Origin of the sequence: Nocardiopsis xinjiangensis YIM 90004 (genome assembly GCF_000341145.1) — a bacterium.
Taxonomy (GTDB): Bacteria; Actinomycetota; Actinomycetes; order Streptosporangiales; family Streptosporangiaceae; genus Nocardiopsis; species Nocardiopsis xinjiangensis.
Window position 1 is genome coordinate 25569 of record NZ_ANBE01000048.1, and the last position, 18580, is coordinate 44148.

Annotated in this window: 18 protein-coding genes, 2 tRNA genes and 1 pseudogene; 7 read left to right on the plus strand and 14 right to left on the minus strand. The window is 70.1% G+C overall.

Going from position 1 to position 18580, the window contains the following annotated elements:
* Positions 1-45: 45 nt before the first annotated feature.
* Positions 46-1200: a DNA polymerase III subunit beta gene (dnaN, locus tag D473_RS0120725; protein WP_017610960.1), complete on the minus strand. Its 1155-nt coding sequence runs from the start codon at positions 1198-1200 to the stop codon at positions 46-48.
* Between the two features lie 101 nt (positions 1201-1301).
* The gene (locus D473_RS0120730; protein ID WP_026127156.1) at positions 1302-1760 is read right to left on the minus strand and encodes a DUF4442 domain-containing protein; all 459 of its coding nucleotides are present in this window, start codon (positions 1758-1760) and stop codon (positions 1302-1304) included.
* Between the two features lie 129 nt (positions 1761-1889).
* Between D473_RS0120730 and D473_RS0120735 the strand changes: the two genes are divergently transcribed.
* Positions 1890-1978, plus strand: a tRNA-Ser gene (locus tag D473_RS0120735).
* Positions 1979-2477: 499 nt separating this feature from the next.
* The gene (locus D473_RS0120740; RefSeq protein WP_017610962.1) at positions 2478-3335 is read left to right on the plus strand and encodes an FkbM family methyltransferase; all 858 of its coding nucleotides are present in this window, start codon (positions 2478-2480) and stop codon (positions 3333-3335) included.
* A gap of 4 nt (positions 3336-3339) precedes the next feature.
* On the opposite strand, the gene D473_RS0120745 is transcribed toward D473_RS0120740, so the two are convergent.
* The 3 genes from D473_RS0120745 to D473_RS26810 all read right to left on the minus strand — a co-directional run bounded on the left by D473_RS0120745 (position 3340) and on the right by D473_RS26810 (position 6979).
* Entirely contained in the window at positions 3340-4272 is a 933-nt protein-coding gene (locus tag D473_RS0120745; protein ID WP_026127158.1) for a universal stress protein, read from the minus strand.
* A gap of 89 nt (positions 4273-4361) precedes the next feature.
* Entirely contained in the window at positions 4362-5276 is a 915-nt protein-coding gene (locus D473_RS0120750) for a universal stress protein (RefSeq protein WP_026127159.1), read from the minus strand.
* A gap of 107 nt (positions 5277-5383) precedes the next feature.
* Entirely contained in the window at positions 5384-6979 is a 1596-nt protein-coding gene (locus tag D473_RS26810; protein ID WP_017610965.1) for a MinD/ParA family ATP-binding protein, read from the minus strand.
* Between the two features lie 195 nt (positions 6980-7174).
* Here D473_RS26810 and D473_RS0120760 point away from each other — a divergent pair, with 195 nt between their 5' ends.
* Positions 7175-8149: an NAD(P)H-quinone oxidoreductase gene (locus tag D473_RS0120760; RefSeq protein ID WP_017610966.1), complete on the plus strand. Its 975-nt coding sequence runs from the start codon at positions 7175-7177 to the stop codon at positions 8147-8149.
* A 25-nt stretch (positions 8150-8174) separates the two neighbouring features.
* Complete coding sequence (locus D473_RS0120765) at positions 8175-8732, plus strand: bacterial proteasome activator family protein (protein WP_017610967.1); 558 nt, start codon at positions 8175-8177, stop codon at positions 8730-8732.
* A gap of 84 nt (positions 8733-8816) precedes the next feature.
* On the opposite strand, the pseudogene serS reads toward D473_RS0120765, so the two are convergent.
* A pseudogene (gene serS, locus D473_RS25880) lies at positions 8817-10096 on the minus strand (serine--tRNA ligase).
* A gap of 142 nt (positions 10097-10238) precedes the next feature.
* Here serS and D473_RS27765 point away from each other — a divergent pair.
* Positions 10239-10406: a hypothetical protein gene (locus D473_RS27765; protein ID WP_017610968.1), complete on the plus strand. Its 168-nt coding sequence runs from the start codon at positions 10239-10241 to the stop codon at positions 10404-10406.
* Between the two features lie 23 nt (positions 10407-10429).
* On the opposite strand, the gene pheA is transcribed toward D473_RS27765, so the two are convergent.
* The 7 genes from pheA to D473_RS0120810 form a co-directional block, all read right to left on the minus strand.
* Positions 10430-11377, minus strand: coding sequence for a prephenate dehydratase (gene pheA, locus D473_RS0120780; RefSeq protein WP_017610969.1), 948 nt, complete (start codon positions 11375-11377; stop codon positions 10430-10432).
* A gap of 10 nt (positions 11378-11387) precedes the next feature.
* Entirely contained in the window at positions 11388-11915 is a 528-nt protein-coding gene (locus tag D473_RS0120785) for a DUF4446 family protein (protein WP_017610970.1), read from the minus strand.
* An 81-nt stretch (positions 11916-11996) separates the two neighbouring features.
* The gene (locus D473_RS0120790; protein WP_017610971.1) at positions 11997-12746 is read right to left on the minus strand and encodes a glycosyltransferase family 2 protein; all 750 of its coding nucleotides are present in this window, start codon (positions 12744-12746) and stop codon (positions 11997-11999) included.
* 55 nt (positions 12747-12801) lie between these two features.
* Positions 12802-13152 carry an STAS domain-containing protein gene (locus D473_RS0120795; RefSeq protein ID WP_193373306.1) on the minus strand — a complete coding sequence of 117 codons (351 nt, stop codon included), beginning with the start codon at positions 13150-13152 and terminating at the stop codon, positions 12802-12804.
* A 123-nt stretch (positions 13153-13275) separates the two neighbouring features.
* Complete coding sequence (locus D473_RS0120800) at positions 13276-13881, minus strand: ATP-binding protein (protein WP_017610973.1); 606 nt, start codon at positions 13879-13881, stop codon at positions 13276-13278.
* 124 nt (positions 13882-14005) lie between these two features.
* Positions 14006-15976 (minus strand): PAS domain S-box protein, encoded by a 1971-nt coding sequence (locus tag D473_RS0120805; protein ID WP_017610974.1) that lies wholly within the window; start codon positions 15974-15976, stop codon positions 14006-14008.
* Between the two features lie 76 nt (positions 15977-16052).
* Positions 16053-16385 carry a rhodanese-like domain-containing protein gene (locus tag D473_RS0120810; RefSeq protein ID WP_017610975.1) on the minus strand — a complete coding sequence of 111 codons (333 nt, stop codon included), beginning with the start codon at positions 16383-16385 and terminating at the stop codon, positions 16053-16055.
* A gap of 83 nt (positions 16386-16468) precedes the next feature.
* Here D473_RS0120810 and D473_RS0120815 point away from each other — a divergent pair, with 83 nt between their 5' ends.
* The gene (locus D473_RS0120815) at positions 16469-16993 is read left to right on the plus strand and encodes an SSI family serine proteinase inhibitor (protein ID WP_017610976.1); all 525 of its coding nucleotides are present in this window, start codon (positions 16469-16471) and stop codon (positions 16991-16993) included.
* A 213-nt stretch (positions 16994-17206) separates the two neighbouring features.
* Here the strand turns inward: D473_RS0120815 and D473_RS0120820 are convergent.
* Positions 17207-17292, minus strand: a tRNA-Leu gene (locus D473_RS0120820).
* A gap of 239 nt (positions 17293-17531) precedes the next feature.
* Here D473_RS0120820 and D473_RS0120825 point away from each other — a divergent pair.
* A complete protein-coding gene (locus D473_RS0120825) occupies positions 17532-18299 on the plus strand; it encodes an FhaA domain-containing protein (RefSeq protein ID WP_449406456.1) in 768 nt (255 codons plus the stop codon).
* Positions 18300-18580 lie beyond the last annotated feature (281 nt).

Genomic DNA, 18580 nt, shown 5'->3' on the forward strand with positions numbered 1-18580 from the left:
GTGGACAAGTGGGAACCGCCGACCGCAAGACCGGAAAAGGGCAGTTCAGGACACCCGCAACGGTTGCACCAGGTACCGGAAGGCGGGTTCCTGGCCTTCCCCCTCGGGAAGATCGGTGAACACCGCGGGTTTGGTCGGCTCGGTGAAGTTGAGCCGGGCCCGTTCCGTCTCCACCCCGGACAGCCCGTCCATGAGGTAATCGGGCCGGAAGGCCAGCCGCAGGGGGTCTCCCTCGTAATCGACCTCGATCGCCTCGACCGCCTGGGCGTCCTCACCCGAACCCGCCTCGAGCACGACCTCGTCCTCGCTGAAGGCCAGTCGCAGCGGCGTCGCGCGGTCTGCGACCAGAGCCACACGCTTGACCGCCTCCAGCAGCGGAGCGACGGTCACGTGGGCCCGCCCGGAGAAGTCCGCAGGGAACCACGAGCGGTACTTGAGGAAGTCGCTGTCGATGAGGCGGGTGGTGGTGCGCCGCTCCCCGCTCTCGAAACCGATCATGCCCTCCTCCGGGGACGTGCTCATCCCCTCTCCGACGGTGACCGTGGACAGGGCGATGTCGACGTTCTCACCGGTGACGAGCCCGCGCACGGTGTCGGAGAGCGTACGGGCGGGCACGAGCGCGGACACGTCGAGTCCTGGGTCGGACGGCAGCCACCACAACTCGCGCACGGCGATGCGGTAACGGTCGGTGGCGACCACGCTCAGGTTGTCGCCGGTGAAGTCGAGACAGGCACCGGTGAGCATGGGCAAGGTGTCGTCGCGGCTCGCCGCAGGCGTGACCTGGCGTACCGCCTGGGTCAGGGCCTGGGCGGGGACCGCACCGATACGCGGGGGCATACCGGGCAGGCTCGGGTAGTCCTCCAGCGGCATGGTGATGAGCGTGAAGCGGGCGGCGCCCCCGGTGACACGGATGCGTGAGCCCTGGCTCTCGATGTCGACCGTGCCCTCGGGCAGGTTGCGCACGATCTCGGCCACGAGGCGCCCCGGAACCAGGGCGCTGCCACCCTCGGCCGCGTCCGCCCGGACGGAGGCACGGGTGGAGACCTCGTAGTCGAAACCGGACAGGCGCAGGGACGCGCCGTCCTCGGCGACCTCCATGCGCATCCCGGCGAGCACGGGCACGGCGGGGCGTGCGGGCAGCGCCCGTGCGGTCCAGGCGACCGCTTCGGCGAACGCGTCGCGGTCCAGTCGCAGTCTCACTACGGGGCCTCCTCGTCAGCGGTTCCGTGTGGCGACACGGTAACCGCAGGCCCCGACAGAATCGGGGAGATGCACCCGGCCGGTTCCGGCCGGGCCAGGCCTCACCTGCGGCCGGGGCGCAGGGTCCAGATGATGCTCATCCGACCGGTGACCGTGCCGTCGTCGGTACGGAGCTCGATCTCCACGGGGAACTCGGGGCGCTTGCCCTCGTCGAGTTCGGCGACGATCTCGTCGCGGCCCCGGCCCAGTTCCGCGTCGGCTGTCACGTCGCCCATGGCGACGTGCAGGTAGTGGATCTCCGCACTGACGGCCAGTGGGACGGCGCGCTCGAACTGGTCGCTGAAGGTGCTGATGATGATCGCGCCGGAAGCGGATTCCGCCAGGGTGAACATCGCGCCCGCGTGGGGGCCGCCGATGTGGTTGTGGTGATCGGCGTTGTCGGGCAGCCGCATCACCGCGTGCCCGTGGTCGAGGTCGGAGAAGGTCACGCCCAACGTGCGCGCGAAGGGCACCGCAGCGAGGAAGCCGGACTTGACCGCCTCCGCCGTCTCAGCGTTCATCTGTGTCATGCCACTCATGTTACTTGCTAGTAACATAGAAGTGCCACCCTGCCGTCCGTGTGTGTTCCCGTACGGCATCCACACACACCTGTGGGCTACCATGGCTGACGGAGACGCGGTTCTCCCCTCGGAGGGTTCGCATAGCGGCCGAGTGCAGTGCTCTTGAAAAGCACCAAGTCCTTGACGGGGCTTCGTGGGTTCAAATCCCACACCCTCCGCAGAACCCGGGACCTCACAGATCGAGGGTCCGGACCACGAGGGCCGGTGGCCCCCTGTGCACGGGGCCACCGGCCCTCGCTGTGTCCGGAGGACCTCAGGTGCGCCGCGGGGCGAGGATCGCCGCTTCCACGCGGAACCCGACCGCGGTGAGGAACCTTCGGCCCGGGCCGCGCCGCACGGACCTCGGGTGCGGCTCACGGACGGGGCGGGTGGCCGGGGGATGACACGCCGGTGAGCGTCACCGGAAGCCTGCGTTCCACGGCTGCGCCACCGGACCGCGCCGGGGCATAGTGGTGCCCACGGTGCTCATGCGAGTCCGCACATCCCCCGCAGCGCAAACCCCAGACCTCGGGAGTGCCTGTGTTGGTGAACCGGATCCGCAATTTCCTACGACGACACCCGGCTGTACGGCAAGCAGCGCGAAGGACCCGCGGCCGGCTCCCGCGGCGCCTCGGTGGGATCGATCCCGCCCGGCTGCCGTCGCAGCGCCGTTTCGAGTTGTCCCTCCCCCGGCGCGAGGGTGCGCGCGGCGAGCCGTCCTCGCTCTCCTTCACCGCACCGAGTGAGCTCTGGGTACCCCGGAAACTCGAACAGGACGGTCTCGCCGGTTTCGAACCCGAGACCCTCGCCTGCTTCCTCGCCTGCCTGGACCACGCCCGCCCGGGTGCGGTCCTGGACGTGGGCGCGAACGTGGGGGTGTACGCACTGCTCGCCGCCGCTCGCTGCCACCGCCCCGTCCGGGCCTTCGAGCCGACCCCGCACATCGCGAGGACCGCGCGGGAGCTGGCGGCGGCCAACCGGCTCCCGGTCGCGGTGTCGGAACTCGCGATGGGCGATCGGGCCGGGAACGCCGTGTTCACGCTCTCCTCCACGTCGGACGCGTCGAACTCGCTGGCCGCGGGGTTCCGCCCCGAGGCCGGCCGGATCGAGGTGCGGGTGGACACACTGTCCGGCTGGTGCGAGCGCACCGGCACGTCCCCGGCCGTCGTCAAGATCGACACCGAGACCACCGAACCCGACGTCATCGCCGGGGCCCTCGACGTCCTGCGCGAGTTCCGCCCCTGGGTGTTCTGCGAGGTCCTTCCGGGCCACGGGGTCGAGGAGCCTCTCATGGAGCTGCTGCGTCCGCTCGACTACACGTGGCACCCGCTCGGGGAGGAGCTGCCTTCCCCCGCACGCACCGTCATCGACGGCCGGGCCTCCGGTCCCGAGCAGCGCATGTGGCTCTTCGCTCCCGAGGAGCCGCCGGACGCGTTGTGGGAGGACACCCGGGCGTGGCGCGGAGCACTGAACTCCTGCCTCCCGGGCACCGGACACACGTCGGCCCCCGCCGCGGGCGGGGACCGACTCGGGTGAGACCTCAGTCCTCGTCCTCGTCACCGTGCTTGGGCAGCACGATGACAGGGACGCGCGAGCGGTGCAGGATGCCCTGGCTCACCGAACCGAGGAGCAGGCCGCGCACCGTGCCGCGCCCCCGGGAACCGACGACGATCGCGTCGGCGTCCTCGGCGGCGCGCAGGACCGCGTCGACCGGATTGGACTGGGTGCGCACCGCCCTGACCTCGATGTTGACGTCGTCGCGGTCCTCGAGGACGTCGGAGAGCAGTTCGGAGACCAGCTCCTCGGACTGCTTCTCGAACACGTTCTCCTGCGGCTGGAAGCCGGCAGCGGTCATCGCGACCGGATCGTAGGGGTAGGGGACCTCCCAGCTGTTGACCACGACGAGGTCACCCTCGTTCTCGGCGGTCATGTCCACCGCGAGGCCCAGCGCACGGCGCGCGTTGTAGGAACTGTCGACGCCGACGACGACGCGGTCGAGGGAGGTCGTGGCCGGATGCCCGTTGCCCTCGTGCGGCACCACCACGACCGGGCACGGAGCCTGGGCCGCGACGCGCACGCTCACCGATCCCACGAACAGGGCCGCGATCGAGCCGAGGCCGCGGGTCCCGAGGACGATGAGGTCGTGCGGGCGGCTCTGCCGGATGAGCGCCAGGGACGCTTCCTCCATGGCGGTGACCGTCTCGGTCTCGGCATCGGGCTGCTGTTCGACCGCGTGCTTGCGTGCCTCGGTGAGCACGCTCGTGGCCTGACCGCTGATCTCGTCGGTCGGCTGGAATCGGGTCGGCCCGCCGTAGGCCGAGACGACCAACGGCATGCCCAAGGAGTGCACGATACGGAGCACGGCCCCACGGCGTACGGCCTCCGCGGCAGCCCACTCCAGAGCTGCCCGGGAATGGTCGGAGCCGTCGACGCCGACGACGACCCTGGGCGTGTGCTCATGGTTCTTTGCCATGTTCTCCCCCTTGGCGACTGCCACCCGTCATCTTCGGGTGGCACACATTGACGCGGGAACGACACAGACCGAAGGTCCCGCTCCCGGGATCAATCGGTCTCCTCGGCATGCGGCGGAAGGACCGCGACCGGCATCCGGGCGCGGCGCAGCACGCCTTGGCTGACCGACCCCATGACGAGTCCCGCCGTCCCGCCCCGTCCGCGGGATCCGACGACGAGGAGGTCCGCCTCCTCCCCCTCCTCGAGGAGGGCGGTGACGGGAGCGGCCTGCACCCGTACGGCACTGATGTCGAGTTCTTCGGTGTGTTCATCGGCCACCTCCGCGAGCACACCGGCCACGATCTCCTCCGACTGGCGGTCGAACACCTCTTCGTGCAGCGTCCGCGAATCCGCGGCCAGGGAGGCGGCGTCCTCCGGCAGAGGCACCTCCCAGCTGTTGACCACGACGACGGAGGAGTTGGTGGAGCGGGCTTCTGCGAGGGCGAAACGCAGGGCGCGGCGGGAGGAGTCGGAGCCGTCCACCCCCACCACGATCCGGCCCCGGTGTTCCAGGGGACTCTCACCCTCCGGTACGACCACGACCGGGCAGGGCGCCTCCGAGGAGGTCCGCACGCTCACCGACCCGTGAACGAGAGCACGCACCGACCCGAGACCGCGCGTTCCGACGGCGATGACGTCTCGGTTCCGTGCCTCGTTGAGCAGGACGGCCGGTGCGTCCTCGGAGGCGAGCACCACCGCCACGGGGAGGTCGGGGTGGGTCTCGGCGACGGACGCGGCGCTCTCGACGAGCACCCGGTGTCCGGCCTCGCGCACCTCCTCGGAGGCGGTGTAGCGCTCAGGCGGCGAGTAGGCCGCCATGCCCAACGGCAGGCCCATACCGTGCACGATGCGTAGCTGGACCCCGCGCCGGGCTGCGTCGGCGGCGGCCCAGCGCAGTGCGGCCTGCGCGTGCGGTGATCCGTCCACCCCGACGATCACCGCGGGCGGTCGCTCTTGTGCGTTCATCCTCGAACCCCCCTCACTCTCATTGTCCGGTAAGCGGTCCGGGAAACCGGGGAGGCGCCGGCGCTGCGCTGGTGCCTCCCCGGTGCACGCCTGCGCATGCGTCCGGTTCATCCCTGACTCGCGAAGGACTCTCCGACCGATGCGGCCAGCTGCAGATAGGCGTCCTTGGTGGCAGGTGCGAGCTGCTCGAGGTCGACCTCGGCTCCCTCCTCCAGGTGCCCGTCCCAGGGGACCCGCACCACACCTCGGCAGCGACCGGCGAAGTGCTGTTCGAGGCGGCCGAGATCGACGCTGCTCTTGCTGTTGGAACGCACCATCGACAGCACCACGACGGCCCCGCGCACCAGCCCGACGTGGCCGTGGGCCTCGAGCCAGTCGAGGGTGGCGCTGGCGCTGCGGGCGCCGTCCACCGAGGCGGAACTGACGAGCACGACCTGGTCGGCGAGGCCGAGCACGCCCCCCATCGCCGAGTGCAGCAGCCCGGTACCGCAATCGGTGAGGCAGATCGAGTAGAAGTGCTCGACGATCCGGGAGACCTCGCGGTAGTCCTCCTCGCTGAAGGCCTCCGATACCGCGGGGTCCCGGTCGGAGGCGAGGATCTCCAGGCGACTGGGCGACTGCGAGGTGAACCCTCGGATGTCGGCGTAGCGGGAGATGAGATGGCGTTCGTTGAGCAGGTCGCGGATGGTCGCCGCGGTCTCCAGACGCACCTTGTCGGAGAGTGTTCCGCGGTCGGGGTTGGCGTCCACGGCCAGGGCCCGGTCGCCCCGGAGCGAGGCCAGCGTGGCGCCCAGCGCGACGGTGGTGGTGGTCTTGCCGACCCCGCCCTTGAGGCTGAGCACGGCCACCCGGTGGTGTCCGGACGCCACGGGTGTGCAGGCGCGGGCCACGAGTTCCCGTTGGCGTAGGACCTTGCCGGACTCGCCGGGGTTGACGAGCCCGAAGGTCGCGTTGTGTACGGCGCGGCGCCATCCGCCGCTGGGGCCTTGCCTGCGGTTGCGCACGAGGGTCGCGGCCTGGAGGGAGTCGGCGGTCTCCCCGTCACCACGGTCGGTCGCCTTCGGCGGTCCCCCGCGGCCGGCCGGATCCTCCCGCCCGTTCCGAGGGCCGGTCGGAGCATTCGGTCCGGACCCGGGTTCGGGCGGACCGCCCGGCCCGGACCGGGGCTCGGGCCGCGCTGCCGGCTCGGGGGGCCGGAGCCCGGCGGAAGGCGGCCTGGGCGATACCCACGGCGAGTCCGTCGGGGGTTCGGCGACGGTGTCGAGCGGTGGCAGCTGCTCGGGTTCGGGAACCTCGGGCTCGGGGTTCGAGCGCCGTGGGGCGAGCGGATCGGCCCCGGGCTCCTCCGAGGCCTCGGGGCGGCGCGGCCGAGGACGTGAACCCGGCACGAGTCGCACGGTGCTGCCTCGTACCTCCTCCTCCGTCTCCTCCGGGTCGTCCTCCTCCTCGACGGGTTCGGTCTCCTCCTCCGAAAAGGGCGGAACGGGCCCCGATCCGGGCAGCGGGGGCCGGGGTTCCTCGGGCTGACGGGCGTAGGGCGGCGGGGGCGGCGGTGCCCCCTCGAAACCGCCGAACCACTGCTCCCTGGGGGAGGGGGCCGACGGCTGCGCACCGGGGACGTCCTCGGCGAAGGACCCTTCGGCCGCGTCCCGCCCGGGGGACTCGGCGTCCGCACCCGGCTCGTGCTGTTCGTGCTGTGCCACCGGAGGTCTCCTGCGTTGAGGGGTCATGAGTGGTCGGACCCAAGAGACGCTCGGGCCCGGCCATAGGGTTCACTCGGCTTCACTCATACCCGCCACCGGCGGCACAAGCATCACGTCCTGCCGACCTCGCCGTTCCTTCGGTCCCGCCCCGCCCGACCCTCGAAGTCGGCCCCACGTCTCGGTACTGTCGGAACCATGTATGCGATCTCCGTCACCGAACCCGGCGGCCCCGAGGCCCTCCTCTGGTCCGAAGTCCCCGACCCCGTCCTCTCCGAGGGAGAGGTCCTGGTGGACGTGGCCGCCACCGCCGTCAACCGCGCCGACGTCGCCCAGCGGGAGGGCCGTTACCCGCCACCCGCAGGCGCCTCGGAGTACCCGGGGCTGGAATGCTCGGGCACCGTGGCCGCTCTGGGGCCGGGGACCGAGGGCTCCGGCTGGTCGGTCGGCGACCGCGTGTGCGCGCTGTTGGCCGGCGGCGGGTACGCGGAGAAGGTCGCGGTACCGGTCGGCCAGCTGCTGCCGGTGCCCCCGGGCATCGGGTTGGAGGAGGCGGCGAGCCTGCCGGAGGTGGCCTGCACGGTCTGGTCGAACCTGATCATGGTCGGGCGACTGCGCGCGGGCGAGACCGTCCTGGTCCACGGCGGCGGCAGCGGGATCGGCACGTTCGCGATCCAGTTCGCCCGGGCCCTGGGGGCGCGGGTCGCGGTCACCGCCGGCAGCGACGAGAAACTGGCGGCCTGCCGTGAGCTCGGAGCGGAGATCACCGTGAACTACCGCTCCGAGGACTTCACCGAGCGTTTGCGCGAGGAGGGCGGTGCCGACCTGATCCTCGACATCATGGGCGGCGCCTATCTCGACAAGAACCTGCGTGCCCTGCGCACCGGCGGCCGTGTCACGGTCATCGCACTCATGGGAGGGCGCAGCGCGGAACTGGACCTCGGTCGTATGCTCGCCAAGAGGCTCTCCGTGCACGCGACCTCGCTGCGCTCCCGCCCCGTCGAAGAGAAGGCGGCGATCGTCGCGGGAGTACTGGAGCAGGTCTGGCCGTTGATCGAAGACAGGAAGATCCGGCCCGTCGTCGACCGTTCGCTGCCGATGCGCGAGGCGCCCGAGGCGCACCGCGCCATGGAGGCGAGTGAGCACACTGGCAAGATCCTCCTCACACGGTGACGGTGTTCGGACCAGAAGGGAACCCATGAGCAACGAGGACCACGAGCAGGAACGCCCCCAGCTTCTGGTGATGGGCGACCAGCAGCAGGGTGAGGACGGGGACGAGGGTTCCTCCGAGGAGCCGCGCACCCTGTCCGACATGGTGGAACAGCCGGCGAAGGTCATGCGGATCGGCAGCATGATCCGGCAGCTCCTGGAGGAGGTGAAGGCCGCACCGCTGGACGACGCCAGCCGTGCGCGCCTGAAGGAGATCCACGAGTCCTCCATCAAGGAACTGGAGGACGGCCTGGCCCCCGAACTCATCGAGGAGCTGGAACGGCTCACCCTGCCCTTCGCGGAGGGTTCCTCTCCCAGCGACGCCGAGCTGCGTATCGCCCAGGCCCAACTGGTGGGCTGGCTCGAAGGGTTGTTCCACGGGATCCAGACGACGCTGTTCGCCCAGCAGATGGCGGCCCGGGCCCAGCTGGAGAACATGCGCAAGGCCCTGCCGCAGGGGATGGCCGCGGGCATGCAGCAGGCCGGGGGCCCTGGTGATCCGGGCGATCAGGGCAGTGATGGGCGGCTGGGCGGCCCCTACCTCTGAGCACACCCCGCACACGCGACGAGCCCGCCGCAGAACGTTCCACGGCGGGCTCGGTGGTTTCTCGGAGACTGCTCGCCCCGGCGCCTACTTGCCCTTGGCGGGGCGGACGGGCTCCAGGACATCGCGGCCCACGTAGGGGCGCAGCGCCTCGGGGACCACGACCGAACCGTCCTCGCGCTGGTGGTTCTCCAGGATCGCGACGATCCACCGGGTCGTGGCGAGGGTCCCGTTGAGGGTCGCGGCGAAGCGCGGCTTGCCGTCCTCGTCGCGGTAACGGACGTTGAGCCGCCGGGCCTGGAACTGGGTGCAGTTGGAGGTCGACGTCAGCTCGCGGTAGGTGCCCTGCGTGGGGACCCAGGCCTCGCAGTCGTACTTGCGGGCCGCGCTGGTGCCCAGGTCGCCGCCGGCGATGTCGACGACGCGGTAGGGCAGCTCGAGCTTGTCGAGCATGTCGCGTTCCCAGGACAGCAGCCGCTGGTGCTCCTCCTGCGCACGGTCCGGGTGGGAGTAGACGAACATCTCCACCTTGTTGAACTGGTGCACACGGATGATGCCGCGGGTGTCCTTGCCGTACGATCCGGCCTCCCGGCGGAAGCAGGACGACCAGCCGATGTAGCGGTTGGGCAGGGAATCGGCGGGGCGGGGANGATCTCCCCGGAGTGGTAACCGGCGAGCGGGACCTCGGAGGTGCCGACCAGGTACAGGTCGTCGTCCTCCAGGTGGTAGATCTCCTCGGAGTGCTCGCCGAGGAACCCGGTGCCCTCCATGGTCTCCGGCTTGACCAGCACCGGCGGGATCATCGGCGTGAAGCCCTCGGTGACGGCCTGGTTCATCGCCATGTTGAGCAGCCCGAGCTCGAGCTGGGCGCCCACGCCGGTGAGGAAGTAGAACCGCGCACCGGAGACCTTGGCGCCGCGCTCGGTGTCGATGGCACCGAGCATCTCGCCGAGCTCCAGGTGGTCGCGGGGCGTGAAGTCGAACTCGCGGGGCTCACCGACGGTCTCCATGATCCGGAAGTCGTCGACACCGCCCTCGGGAGCGTCCTCCACGAGGTTGGGGACCTTCGCCAGGAGCGCGTCGAGCTCGTCCCCGATCCGGCCGGCCTCGGTCTCGGCCTCCTTGACCTGCGCGGCCAGGGTCTTGGCCTTGGCCAGGAGCTCCTCGCGCTCCTCCGGGGAGGCCTTGGACACCGACTTCCCGACGCTCTTCTGCTCGGCCCGCTGGGTCTCGAACCGCGTGAGGGCGGAACGGCGGTCGGAGTCGAGTTCCAGCAGCCGGTCCGCGACGGAGGGGTCCTCCCCACGGGCACGCTGCGAGGCTCGAAGTCGTTCGGGGTCGTCTCGGAGTGCACGAAGGTCGATCACGTCTTGCAGGTTACCGTCCGCTCCCCGCCGGACCGACATCTTTTCCGGAGTCACGTCATGACCGCCGCGTTCCCCCGTCCCCCGGATGACGGAGCGCGCCGGGATCCCCCTGCAGCGCGACCGGAGACGAGGGAGGGCCGTCATGAAGCCGCTGAACACGATGACCGCCGACGAGCTGGCCGGCACGTTGGACCAGCTGGCCGACCGGTGTCCGCAGGACGAGGCGCTCCGGCTGGCTCTGCACCGGGAGATGTTCCGGGCGGCGGAGGAGGAATGGATCTTCGAGGAGCCCGAGAGCTCGGTGCCCTGACCGCGGGCCCGGGTGGGCGTGCCTCAGTCGATCTGCCCGGCCCGCACCCGCGCCAGCCAACGCTCGGCCTCGGCGAAGTCGGCCTCGGTCGCGGGCCGGGGCCGCAAGCGCGGCTCGAGTTCGGTGGGGCGTGCGCTACGCGGATAACTGCCGAGGAAACGTACGTCGCGGCAGATACGGCGCAGCCCCATGAGCGCCTCACCGACCTTGGAATCGGCGACGTGGCCTTCGGCATCGATGCAGAAGCAGTAGTCGCCGAGCGCGTCCCCGGTGGGGCGCGATTCCAGGCGGGTGAGGTTGACCCCGCGCACGGTGAACTGGTCGAGCACGTCGCCGAGCGCACCGGGACGGTCCTGCGCGATGAAGGCCACGAGCGAGGTCAGGTCGGAACCGGTGGGTGCGGGCAGCGCCCCAGGTCGGGTGAGATAGATGAAACGGGTCGCGGCGTCGGAACGGTCGCCGATCCCCGTGGCCAGGGCCTGCAGGCCGTAGCGTTCACCGGCGATGACTGCGCAGATCGCGGCGTCGTAGGGAGCGCCGGGTTCGGCGACGGCGCGGGCCGCGGCGGCCGTGGACGAGACCGTGTGGGTCTCGGCGTCGGACAGGTTCCCGGCCAACCACCGGCGGCACTGGGCCAGGGCGTGCGGGTGGGTGGCCACACGTTTGACGTCGGCCGGCTCGGCGCCGGGGCGGGCGAAGAGCGCGAACTCGACGGGCACGGCGGTCTCACCGGTGATGACGAGCGGGTCCCCGTTGACGAGCTCGGCGATGGTGGCGGTGACGCTGCCCTCGACGGAGTTCTCCAGCGGCACGACACCGCCGTCGACGTCACCCGAGCGCACGGCGTCGAAAACGGCCGCGACGGCCTCGCACGGCACACGCGCTTCCTCCGCGGCGTCGGGGTGCAAGGCGCGCAGGGCGGCCTCGGTGAACGTGCCCTCGGGGCCGAGGTAGGCGTATCGCTTGGCCATGTCCTTCAGGCTACTCGCCCTCCCCCGTGCGCTGCTCCTCACCGACGCTCCGACCGGCGTGGGAGAGGACGGTGACGGGACCCGCGCCCCGTTCTTCTGCGGCCGGGGCCGGACGTTCGGCGCGGGCGGAGCCGTTGGTGCCCCCGGCGGGCCCGTACCCGAGCCGGGCCGAGCGGACCGCCCGGTCCTCCTCGGGGCTGAGCCTGGCCTGGGGCCGGCCGGCGAGCACGGCCTTGGCGTAGGTACGCGCTTGGTTGCTCCCGTTGATGCACGTCAGCACGATCCCGTCACCCTGGCTGTCGAGCAGGGCCAGGGAGAAGGAGCGCGAGCCCGACCTCTCCTCGAGGGCGTCGTAGTGCACCACTCCCATGTCCCGGACCGCGCGGGGATCCACACCGCAGGAGCGGACCTCGAAGTCACGGCTGAGCAGGGCACGGTTCTCGCCCTCCAGGGCGCGGACCCTGACGGACACGAGCGCCACGAACACCGACGCGGTCAGCGCCGTGACCAGGCTGAGGGAAACCAGGAATACAACCACAGCGCGAGCGTAGCGTGACGGAAAGCACTCGTGTGGCGACTCCGAGCCATCGCCCCCGGTTCTTGAGCCGGCCGGAGGGGCTCAGCGCGGGCGGTCGGACCGGCTCAGCCCGGTACGTGCCAGGGCCCGCCGTGCCACGGGTCCGGCCTCGCGCACGGCCAAAGCTCGGGCCACGTCGGTGAACTGGCGGGCACGGTGCATCTGGGCCCGCAGGTCGGTACCGGTGGCACGGTGTTCCAGGGGTACCTCGACCTCGACCACACTCAGGTCCGCGCGCAGGACGTCGATGGTCAGGCCGGTCTCCACACCGAACCCCCGGGCCAGGGGCCGGGCGGCCTCGAAAGCCGCGCGGGTCAGACAGCGTTGGCCGTTGAACGGCTGCTCGGGTTCCCACCCGGTGGCCCGGCGCACCCCTCCGCGGGCCAGCCGCACGACGAACCCGTGTCCGCCGAGGCGGGCACGGGTGGCGGGGAAGAGGGCAATGGCCATGTCGGCACGCTTGCCGACGACCGGTTCGACCAGCGGAGCGGCGTCCGCTGCGCTCCCACCGAGGTCGGCGTCGAGGAAGAGGAGATGGCGGGGCGGGATCCCGACACGGTCCTCGCGCGCCTCGATCCGGGAGAGGGCCTCGGCGCCGGTCTCCATGGCGGCGCCCTTGCCCCGGTTGCGGTGGTGGCGCACGACGTGGGCGCCGGCCTCCCGCGCAAAGGCCCCGGTGCGGTCGGTCGACCCGTCGTCGACGACGAGGACCAGATCCACACCGGGCAGGGATCGGGCGGCCTCGACGGTCGAGCCGACCCTGAGTTCCTCGTCCTTGGCTGCGATGATCACAGCGGTCCCGGAGCAGCCCGGACCGCCGTTCGCCCCGAGTCCCACGCCGAGGCGGTCAGGCGCCGGGACCGACGGAGGCCGAGAGCGTTCCGAGGTCCTGATGGATGGTGAAGACCTCGTCCAACCCGGTGACCTCCAGCACCTTGGTGACCGCGGGCCTGGGTGCGCCGAGTTCCAGGTCGCCGTTCTTGTCGCGAGAGCGTTTCATCGCCGACAGCAGCACACTGATGCCGGTCGAGTCGCAGAACTCGACTCTCGACATGTCGATGACCAAGCGCCGTGCCCCGTCCTCCAGGGCCCCGACGAGTTCGTCGCGCAACTGGGGTGCCGTGTACAGGTCGATCTCACCGCCCACAGTTACTACTGCGACGTCGTCCTGAGATCGGCTCGATATCTTCAACTCCACAGTCGTGACTGTAGCCTCCCCGTCGAGCACCGGCCACTTCGTTGGCGGCGTTTCCCGACTTCGCCGCTGATCTGCGATCACGAACCGCGGAGCCCGACAGCGGGAGCGCCGTCGGGACGGCCCTCAGAGCGCGGCGCTCCGGACGGGAGCGTCCCCGTGTGCGCCCACCGATACCTCGACGGCGGAAGCGTCGGCGCACAGATCGCCGGACGCCTTGTCGGCGGTCTCGGCGGCGGCGCCGGCGCGGCCGGGGGCGAGATCGCCGTCGGTGACCTCCATGACCGCCCACACCGTGGTGGTGTCGGCGTCCATCTCGGTGCCCCAGCGACCGGCGAGGGCCTGGACGATACCCAGGCCGCGGCCCCCGAGCCCGGAGATCGAGGGCCGGGCGACGCGGGGCATCGTGCTGGAGCCTCCGTCACGCACCGAGATCTCCACCCAGCTGGAGGAGCCGGGGCCTTGACCGAGTTCGGCCCGCCAGGAGAGGCCGACACTGTCCTCGCCGGGGGTGGGCAAAGGGGTGGCATGGCGCAATGCATTGCTGACGAGCTCGCTGAGGACGAGGGCGGCGTCGTCGAGGCGCCCCTCACCGAGACCGAGGTCGGCGAGGTCGTCCTGGAGCAGTTTTCGTGCCCCGGTGACACTGGAGGAGACGTAGGGAAGGGTGACGTTCCGCTCGGCCTTGTGCGGGCACTCCCCGACGTCGGGTGAGGTTCTGTCTCCTGCCACGGCTTTTGCCCCTGAGTGTTCGTACTGTAGCGAGCAGAGTGGAAGCCACCGATGTGTCTCGCCGGTTCCACCAGGGGTGGAAATGCCCCGATCTCGCAGGTCGAAAACGTGGAACCGGAGCAGTTCAGGGGCTCTCACCGGCGTCCGAGGCCTCGAAACGCTTACCCAGCAAGGCCTCAGTGCCTTTTGAGATTTTTGTTGTTTCATGTGCTGCTCGGTACAACTGTGACTCGTGTGTCTTATCGTCCACGAACAGAGGGACCGTGAGCCGGACGCGGGTCCCGTGGGCCAGCCCCTCGGCCGTGACGTCCCCGCCCTGTTCACGGGCGAGTTGGCGCACGATGTAGAGCCCGATACCGATCCCGCCGAACTTGCGGCGATCGCCTCGCACCCCCGATTGGACGAAGCGGTCGAAGACCCTCTCCTCGTCACCCGGCTGCAGCCCCATCCCCTCGTCCTCGATGGTCACCACGGCATCTTCTTCCTCGGCGTTCACACTGACGTGCACGGTCCCGCCGCCGGGAGAGAACTTGAGTGCGTTGTCCAGGAGCTGGTCCATGATCATGCCGGTGGCCAGAGGATCGCCCACCGTGGGCGGCAGGACCGTACCGGCCCGCATGAGCACGTCGTGGCGCTCGGAGAGCGGGCGGAAGGCCGTGACCGCCTGATGGATCAGCTCACGCAGGTCGAAGGGGACACGCTTGACGTCGAGCTCACCGCGGGAGACCTCCGACCCCAGACTCAACCGTTCCACGAGCGCCACCAGGGAACGCGACCGCTCCACGATGGTCTCGACCGCCTCACGCTGGGCCTCGGGACCGAGATGGCCCCACCGGGTACGGAGGGTGGAAGCCAGGCCGTGGATCACGGTGATGGGGGTCCGCAGCTCGTGCCCGGTCGTGGCCAGGAACAGCTCCTGGTCGTCCTCCATGTGTTTCTGTGCGGTGATGTCGCGGAAGTCCACGACCCACTCGTGGGTGCGCGGGATCCGCGCCATGAGGATCTCCAGCCACCGGCCGTCGTCGAGCTTGTGCTTGATGGGCTCACCGTGGCACGCGGGCATGGGGAAAGGAGGGTGGCGGCCGGTCATCGTCTCGGTGCTGTACCCGGTGAGTTCGACCGCCGAACGGTTCCACTTGCGCACACGCCCGTCGAAGTCGAGGACCGCGATGCCGTCGGCGCTGGAGTCGGCCACGACCTGCTCGTGCAGGCGCTGGCGGTCGGTCTCCTCGTAGGCCAGGGCGTTACCGATGGCCACACCGGCGTGTGCGGCCAGGAGTTCGAGCAGCTCCAGCTCCACGTGCCCGACCTTGCGCCGACTGTAGAGCGCGTAGAGCGCACCGTAAGGGCGGCCGTGCACGTTGGACACACACAACGCGATGGTGTGCAGGCCGGGCAGGTCGGCCCAGACGAGGTCCTGCAGTCCCCGGGTGTCCTCGTTGGCCAGGAGCACGGATTTTCCGCTGCGCAGGAGCTCGCCGAACAGGCTGCTCTCCAGGGGCGCGCTGAACCCGTGCAGCTTCTCGGGTAGTTCGCTGAGGCTGACCAGCTCGACGCGGTCCTCGTTGAGCAGTACGAACCCGCCTGCGTCGGCCCCGGTCAGCTCGGTGATGCTGCCGGACAAGCGGTCCAGCACCGACTGGAGGCTGAGGTCGGCGTTGATGTCCACGACCATGTCGGTGAGGCGACGCACCAGGCGTGCGCGTTCCATCGCAGCGGAGTGCACGTCGGTCTCGCTCTCTCGCGGATAGAGCGTGAGCACCCATCCGTGCCACTGGCCGGTGCTCCGGTCGTGCGCGGGCGCGGTACTGATCCGCACGTCCACCATCCCGCGTTCCTTGTGCAGGCGGCGCGTGACGATCGACAGCGGGGTCCCGGCACGGGCCTGTTCGAGGACGGCTCCGTGTTCGGTCCTGAGTTCGCCGGGCACGATCGGCAGTTCCCGGCCCAGGACCTCCTCACGGGACCATCCGAGCATGCGTTCGGCCGCCGGGTTCCAATGGGTCACCCGGGACGTGTCGTCGATCACGATCACGGCGTCGCCCGAAGAGGCCACGACGTCGTCGGCGCTGAGGGGGTCGCGCTCGGAACTCACGCGGTCATAGTGCCACTCGGGGGCGCCCGAGTGGCAGGCCTTTACCTAATCGGTGGGAATCGGCCACCGAAAACGGTCAGATCACCCGCGGTTCGTCACCGCTGCCGGACTCCATGGAGCGCTGGGAACCGGCCCAGTCCTGCATGCCCCCGGCCACGTTGACGGCGTCCCATCCGGCCTGGTTGAGAGCCGTGGCGGCCTGAGCGGACCGTCCGCCGGAGCGGCAGACCACGTAGACCTTCTGGTCCTGGGGCACCTCAGCGGCCCGGTCGCCGAGTGTGCCGAGCGGGATGTGGACGGCGCCGGGCGCGTGGCCGGCGTCCCACTCGTCGTTCTCCCGGACGTCGAGCAGATAAGCGTTCTCCGGGACCTCGGAGGCCGGAACCTCGGGAATCTCGCTGCCGAACATGTCTTGTCCCCCTGTGTTCTGTGTCGTCAGAAAAAACTGCGCCCGGGAGGAACCGTATCGCCGAGCGTGCACGTCCAAGACACATGCGTATGCACACCATCGCGACCGCGCTGCCGACCCGCCTCGCCGCTCTCGCAGCCCTCGGCCTGCTTCTCACGGCCTGCGGCAACGAGTCATCCGAGGTGAGTACGCCCGCCCCCGACGAGGACGGCGAGTCCACCACCGCCCCTGACGAGAACGGTGACGGAGCCGACGGAGAGGCCTCCGGTGACGCCGGGGTCGAGCTGACCATCGAACGCTCCCTGAGCGACGACGAATCCTTGGAACCCGCGGAGGGTTTCGAGGAAGGCACCTACACCCTCACGTGCGCGCCCACGGGCGGGGACCACCCCGACCCCGAGACCGCCTGTGAACAGATCGAGGAGGTCGGCGAAGAACCGTTCACCCTCGACACCAGCGACATGGCATGCACGATGCAGGTCGGCGGGCCCGAACAGGCCCATGTGACCGGCCAGGTGCACGGAACCGAGATCGACACCGAATTCAACCAGCGCAACGGCTGTGAGATCGAGCGTTTCGAAGAGCTCGACACCGTACTCAACCCCTGAGGCCCCTGCCCCGCGGGGACCGGGCTCCAGGGCTCGGTCCCCTTCTCCGTGTGCCGGGCTCCCCGATGACCGGGTTTCGGCCCGGCCCGGGATGCAAGATGGCTGTTCCGGATCCCGTACCCGCGGCACCACCGCGCAACGACGCAGCTCAGAAGGGCTTTGTACAGAAAAATCCCGCAGGGTGTACGGTCTGAGACCGACCCTGCGGGATCTTGGTGGGCGAGGAGGGATTTGAACCCTCACGTCCTCTCGGACACACGGACCTGAACCGTGCGCGTCTACCGTTCCGCCACCCGCCCGGGTGACAACAACCATGTTGTATCCGCCGGCGTTCGGGCCTCTGCGGCCCGTTCCCCCTTGCGACGTGATCAAGGCTAGCACGGTCTGGAGGTGGCTCGCACACCCGTTCACGACCACCTTCCACCTGCCACTCGTGACCGGAGGGCAGCGCTCCAGGGGGTGCGGCTGAAAGCAGGGGGACCCGAGCGCGGTTACGATCGTTTACACATACGGAGTGGAGTACAAAGGGAGGTACCTCGTGGGAGTGCTCCAACGCTTCGAGCGCAGGCTTGAGGGCATGATCGAAGGCACCTTCGCGATGGCCTTCAAGTCGGAGCTCCAACCGGTCGAGGTGGCGAGCGCCGTCCAGCGCGAGATGGACGAACGCGCGGCGATCGTCGCCCAAGGCCGAACCCTTGTCCCGAACGACTTCATCGTGGAGCTCGCGGGCAGCGACAAGGAGCGCCTGGAGGTCTACGCGGACAGCCTCGGCCAGGAGCTGTCGAAGCTGGCACGCGACTACGCGACCGAACAGGGTTACTCCTTCGTCGGTCCGGTCCGTGTCCATTTCAGGTCCGACGAGGGGCTCAAGACCGGACGTTTCCGGATCCGGTCCGGCGTCGTCCGGGGCAGCATGATCGACAAGGACGGCGAAGTTCGCCAGCCGGTCGGCGACCCCGGTCCGGACAGCGGACAACAGCAGACCGGCCGGCCGCGCCTGCTCATCTCCCCCGGCGGGGCCACCGCCGAGGGAAGCATCGCCAGTCACGGCATGCAGCAATCCTTCGAATTGACCACCCCCGTCACCCTTCTGGGCCGCGGTACCGACTGCGACCTGCGACTGGTGGACAACGGGGTGTCCCGGCACCACGTCGAGATCCGTCTCGACGGCGATGAGGCGATCCTGGTCGACAAGGGCTCGACCAACGGCACCTTCGTCAACGGACAGCAGGTGGGACAGGTCCGCCTGGTGGACGGCAGCAGGGTCAGCCTGGGCCGCACGACGATGACGTTCCGCAGGGACTGACCTGTACCGGGCTCGGCGACGACCGTCAGATCCGCGGATTCGCAACCAACTGCGTTCTCTCGGCGTCTGACAGGTCGGGCCCCGGGTCGGGTGGGGCTTCGAGTCTGCTGTCGGATATCCCTCCGGGCGGGTAGTCTCCGCCAAGACCCGACCCATCGGGCACACTGTCCGTCACCAGACAGGTGGGACAGGTATCTCGAACCACTCACCGAACCGAAGGTGGGGAAGAAGCGGTGGCGGCGCGAAGGCCCGCCACCACAGCCGGACCACGACAGGGGCTG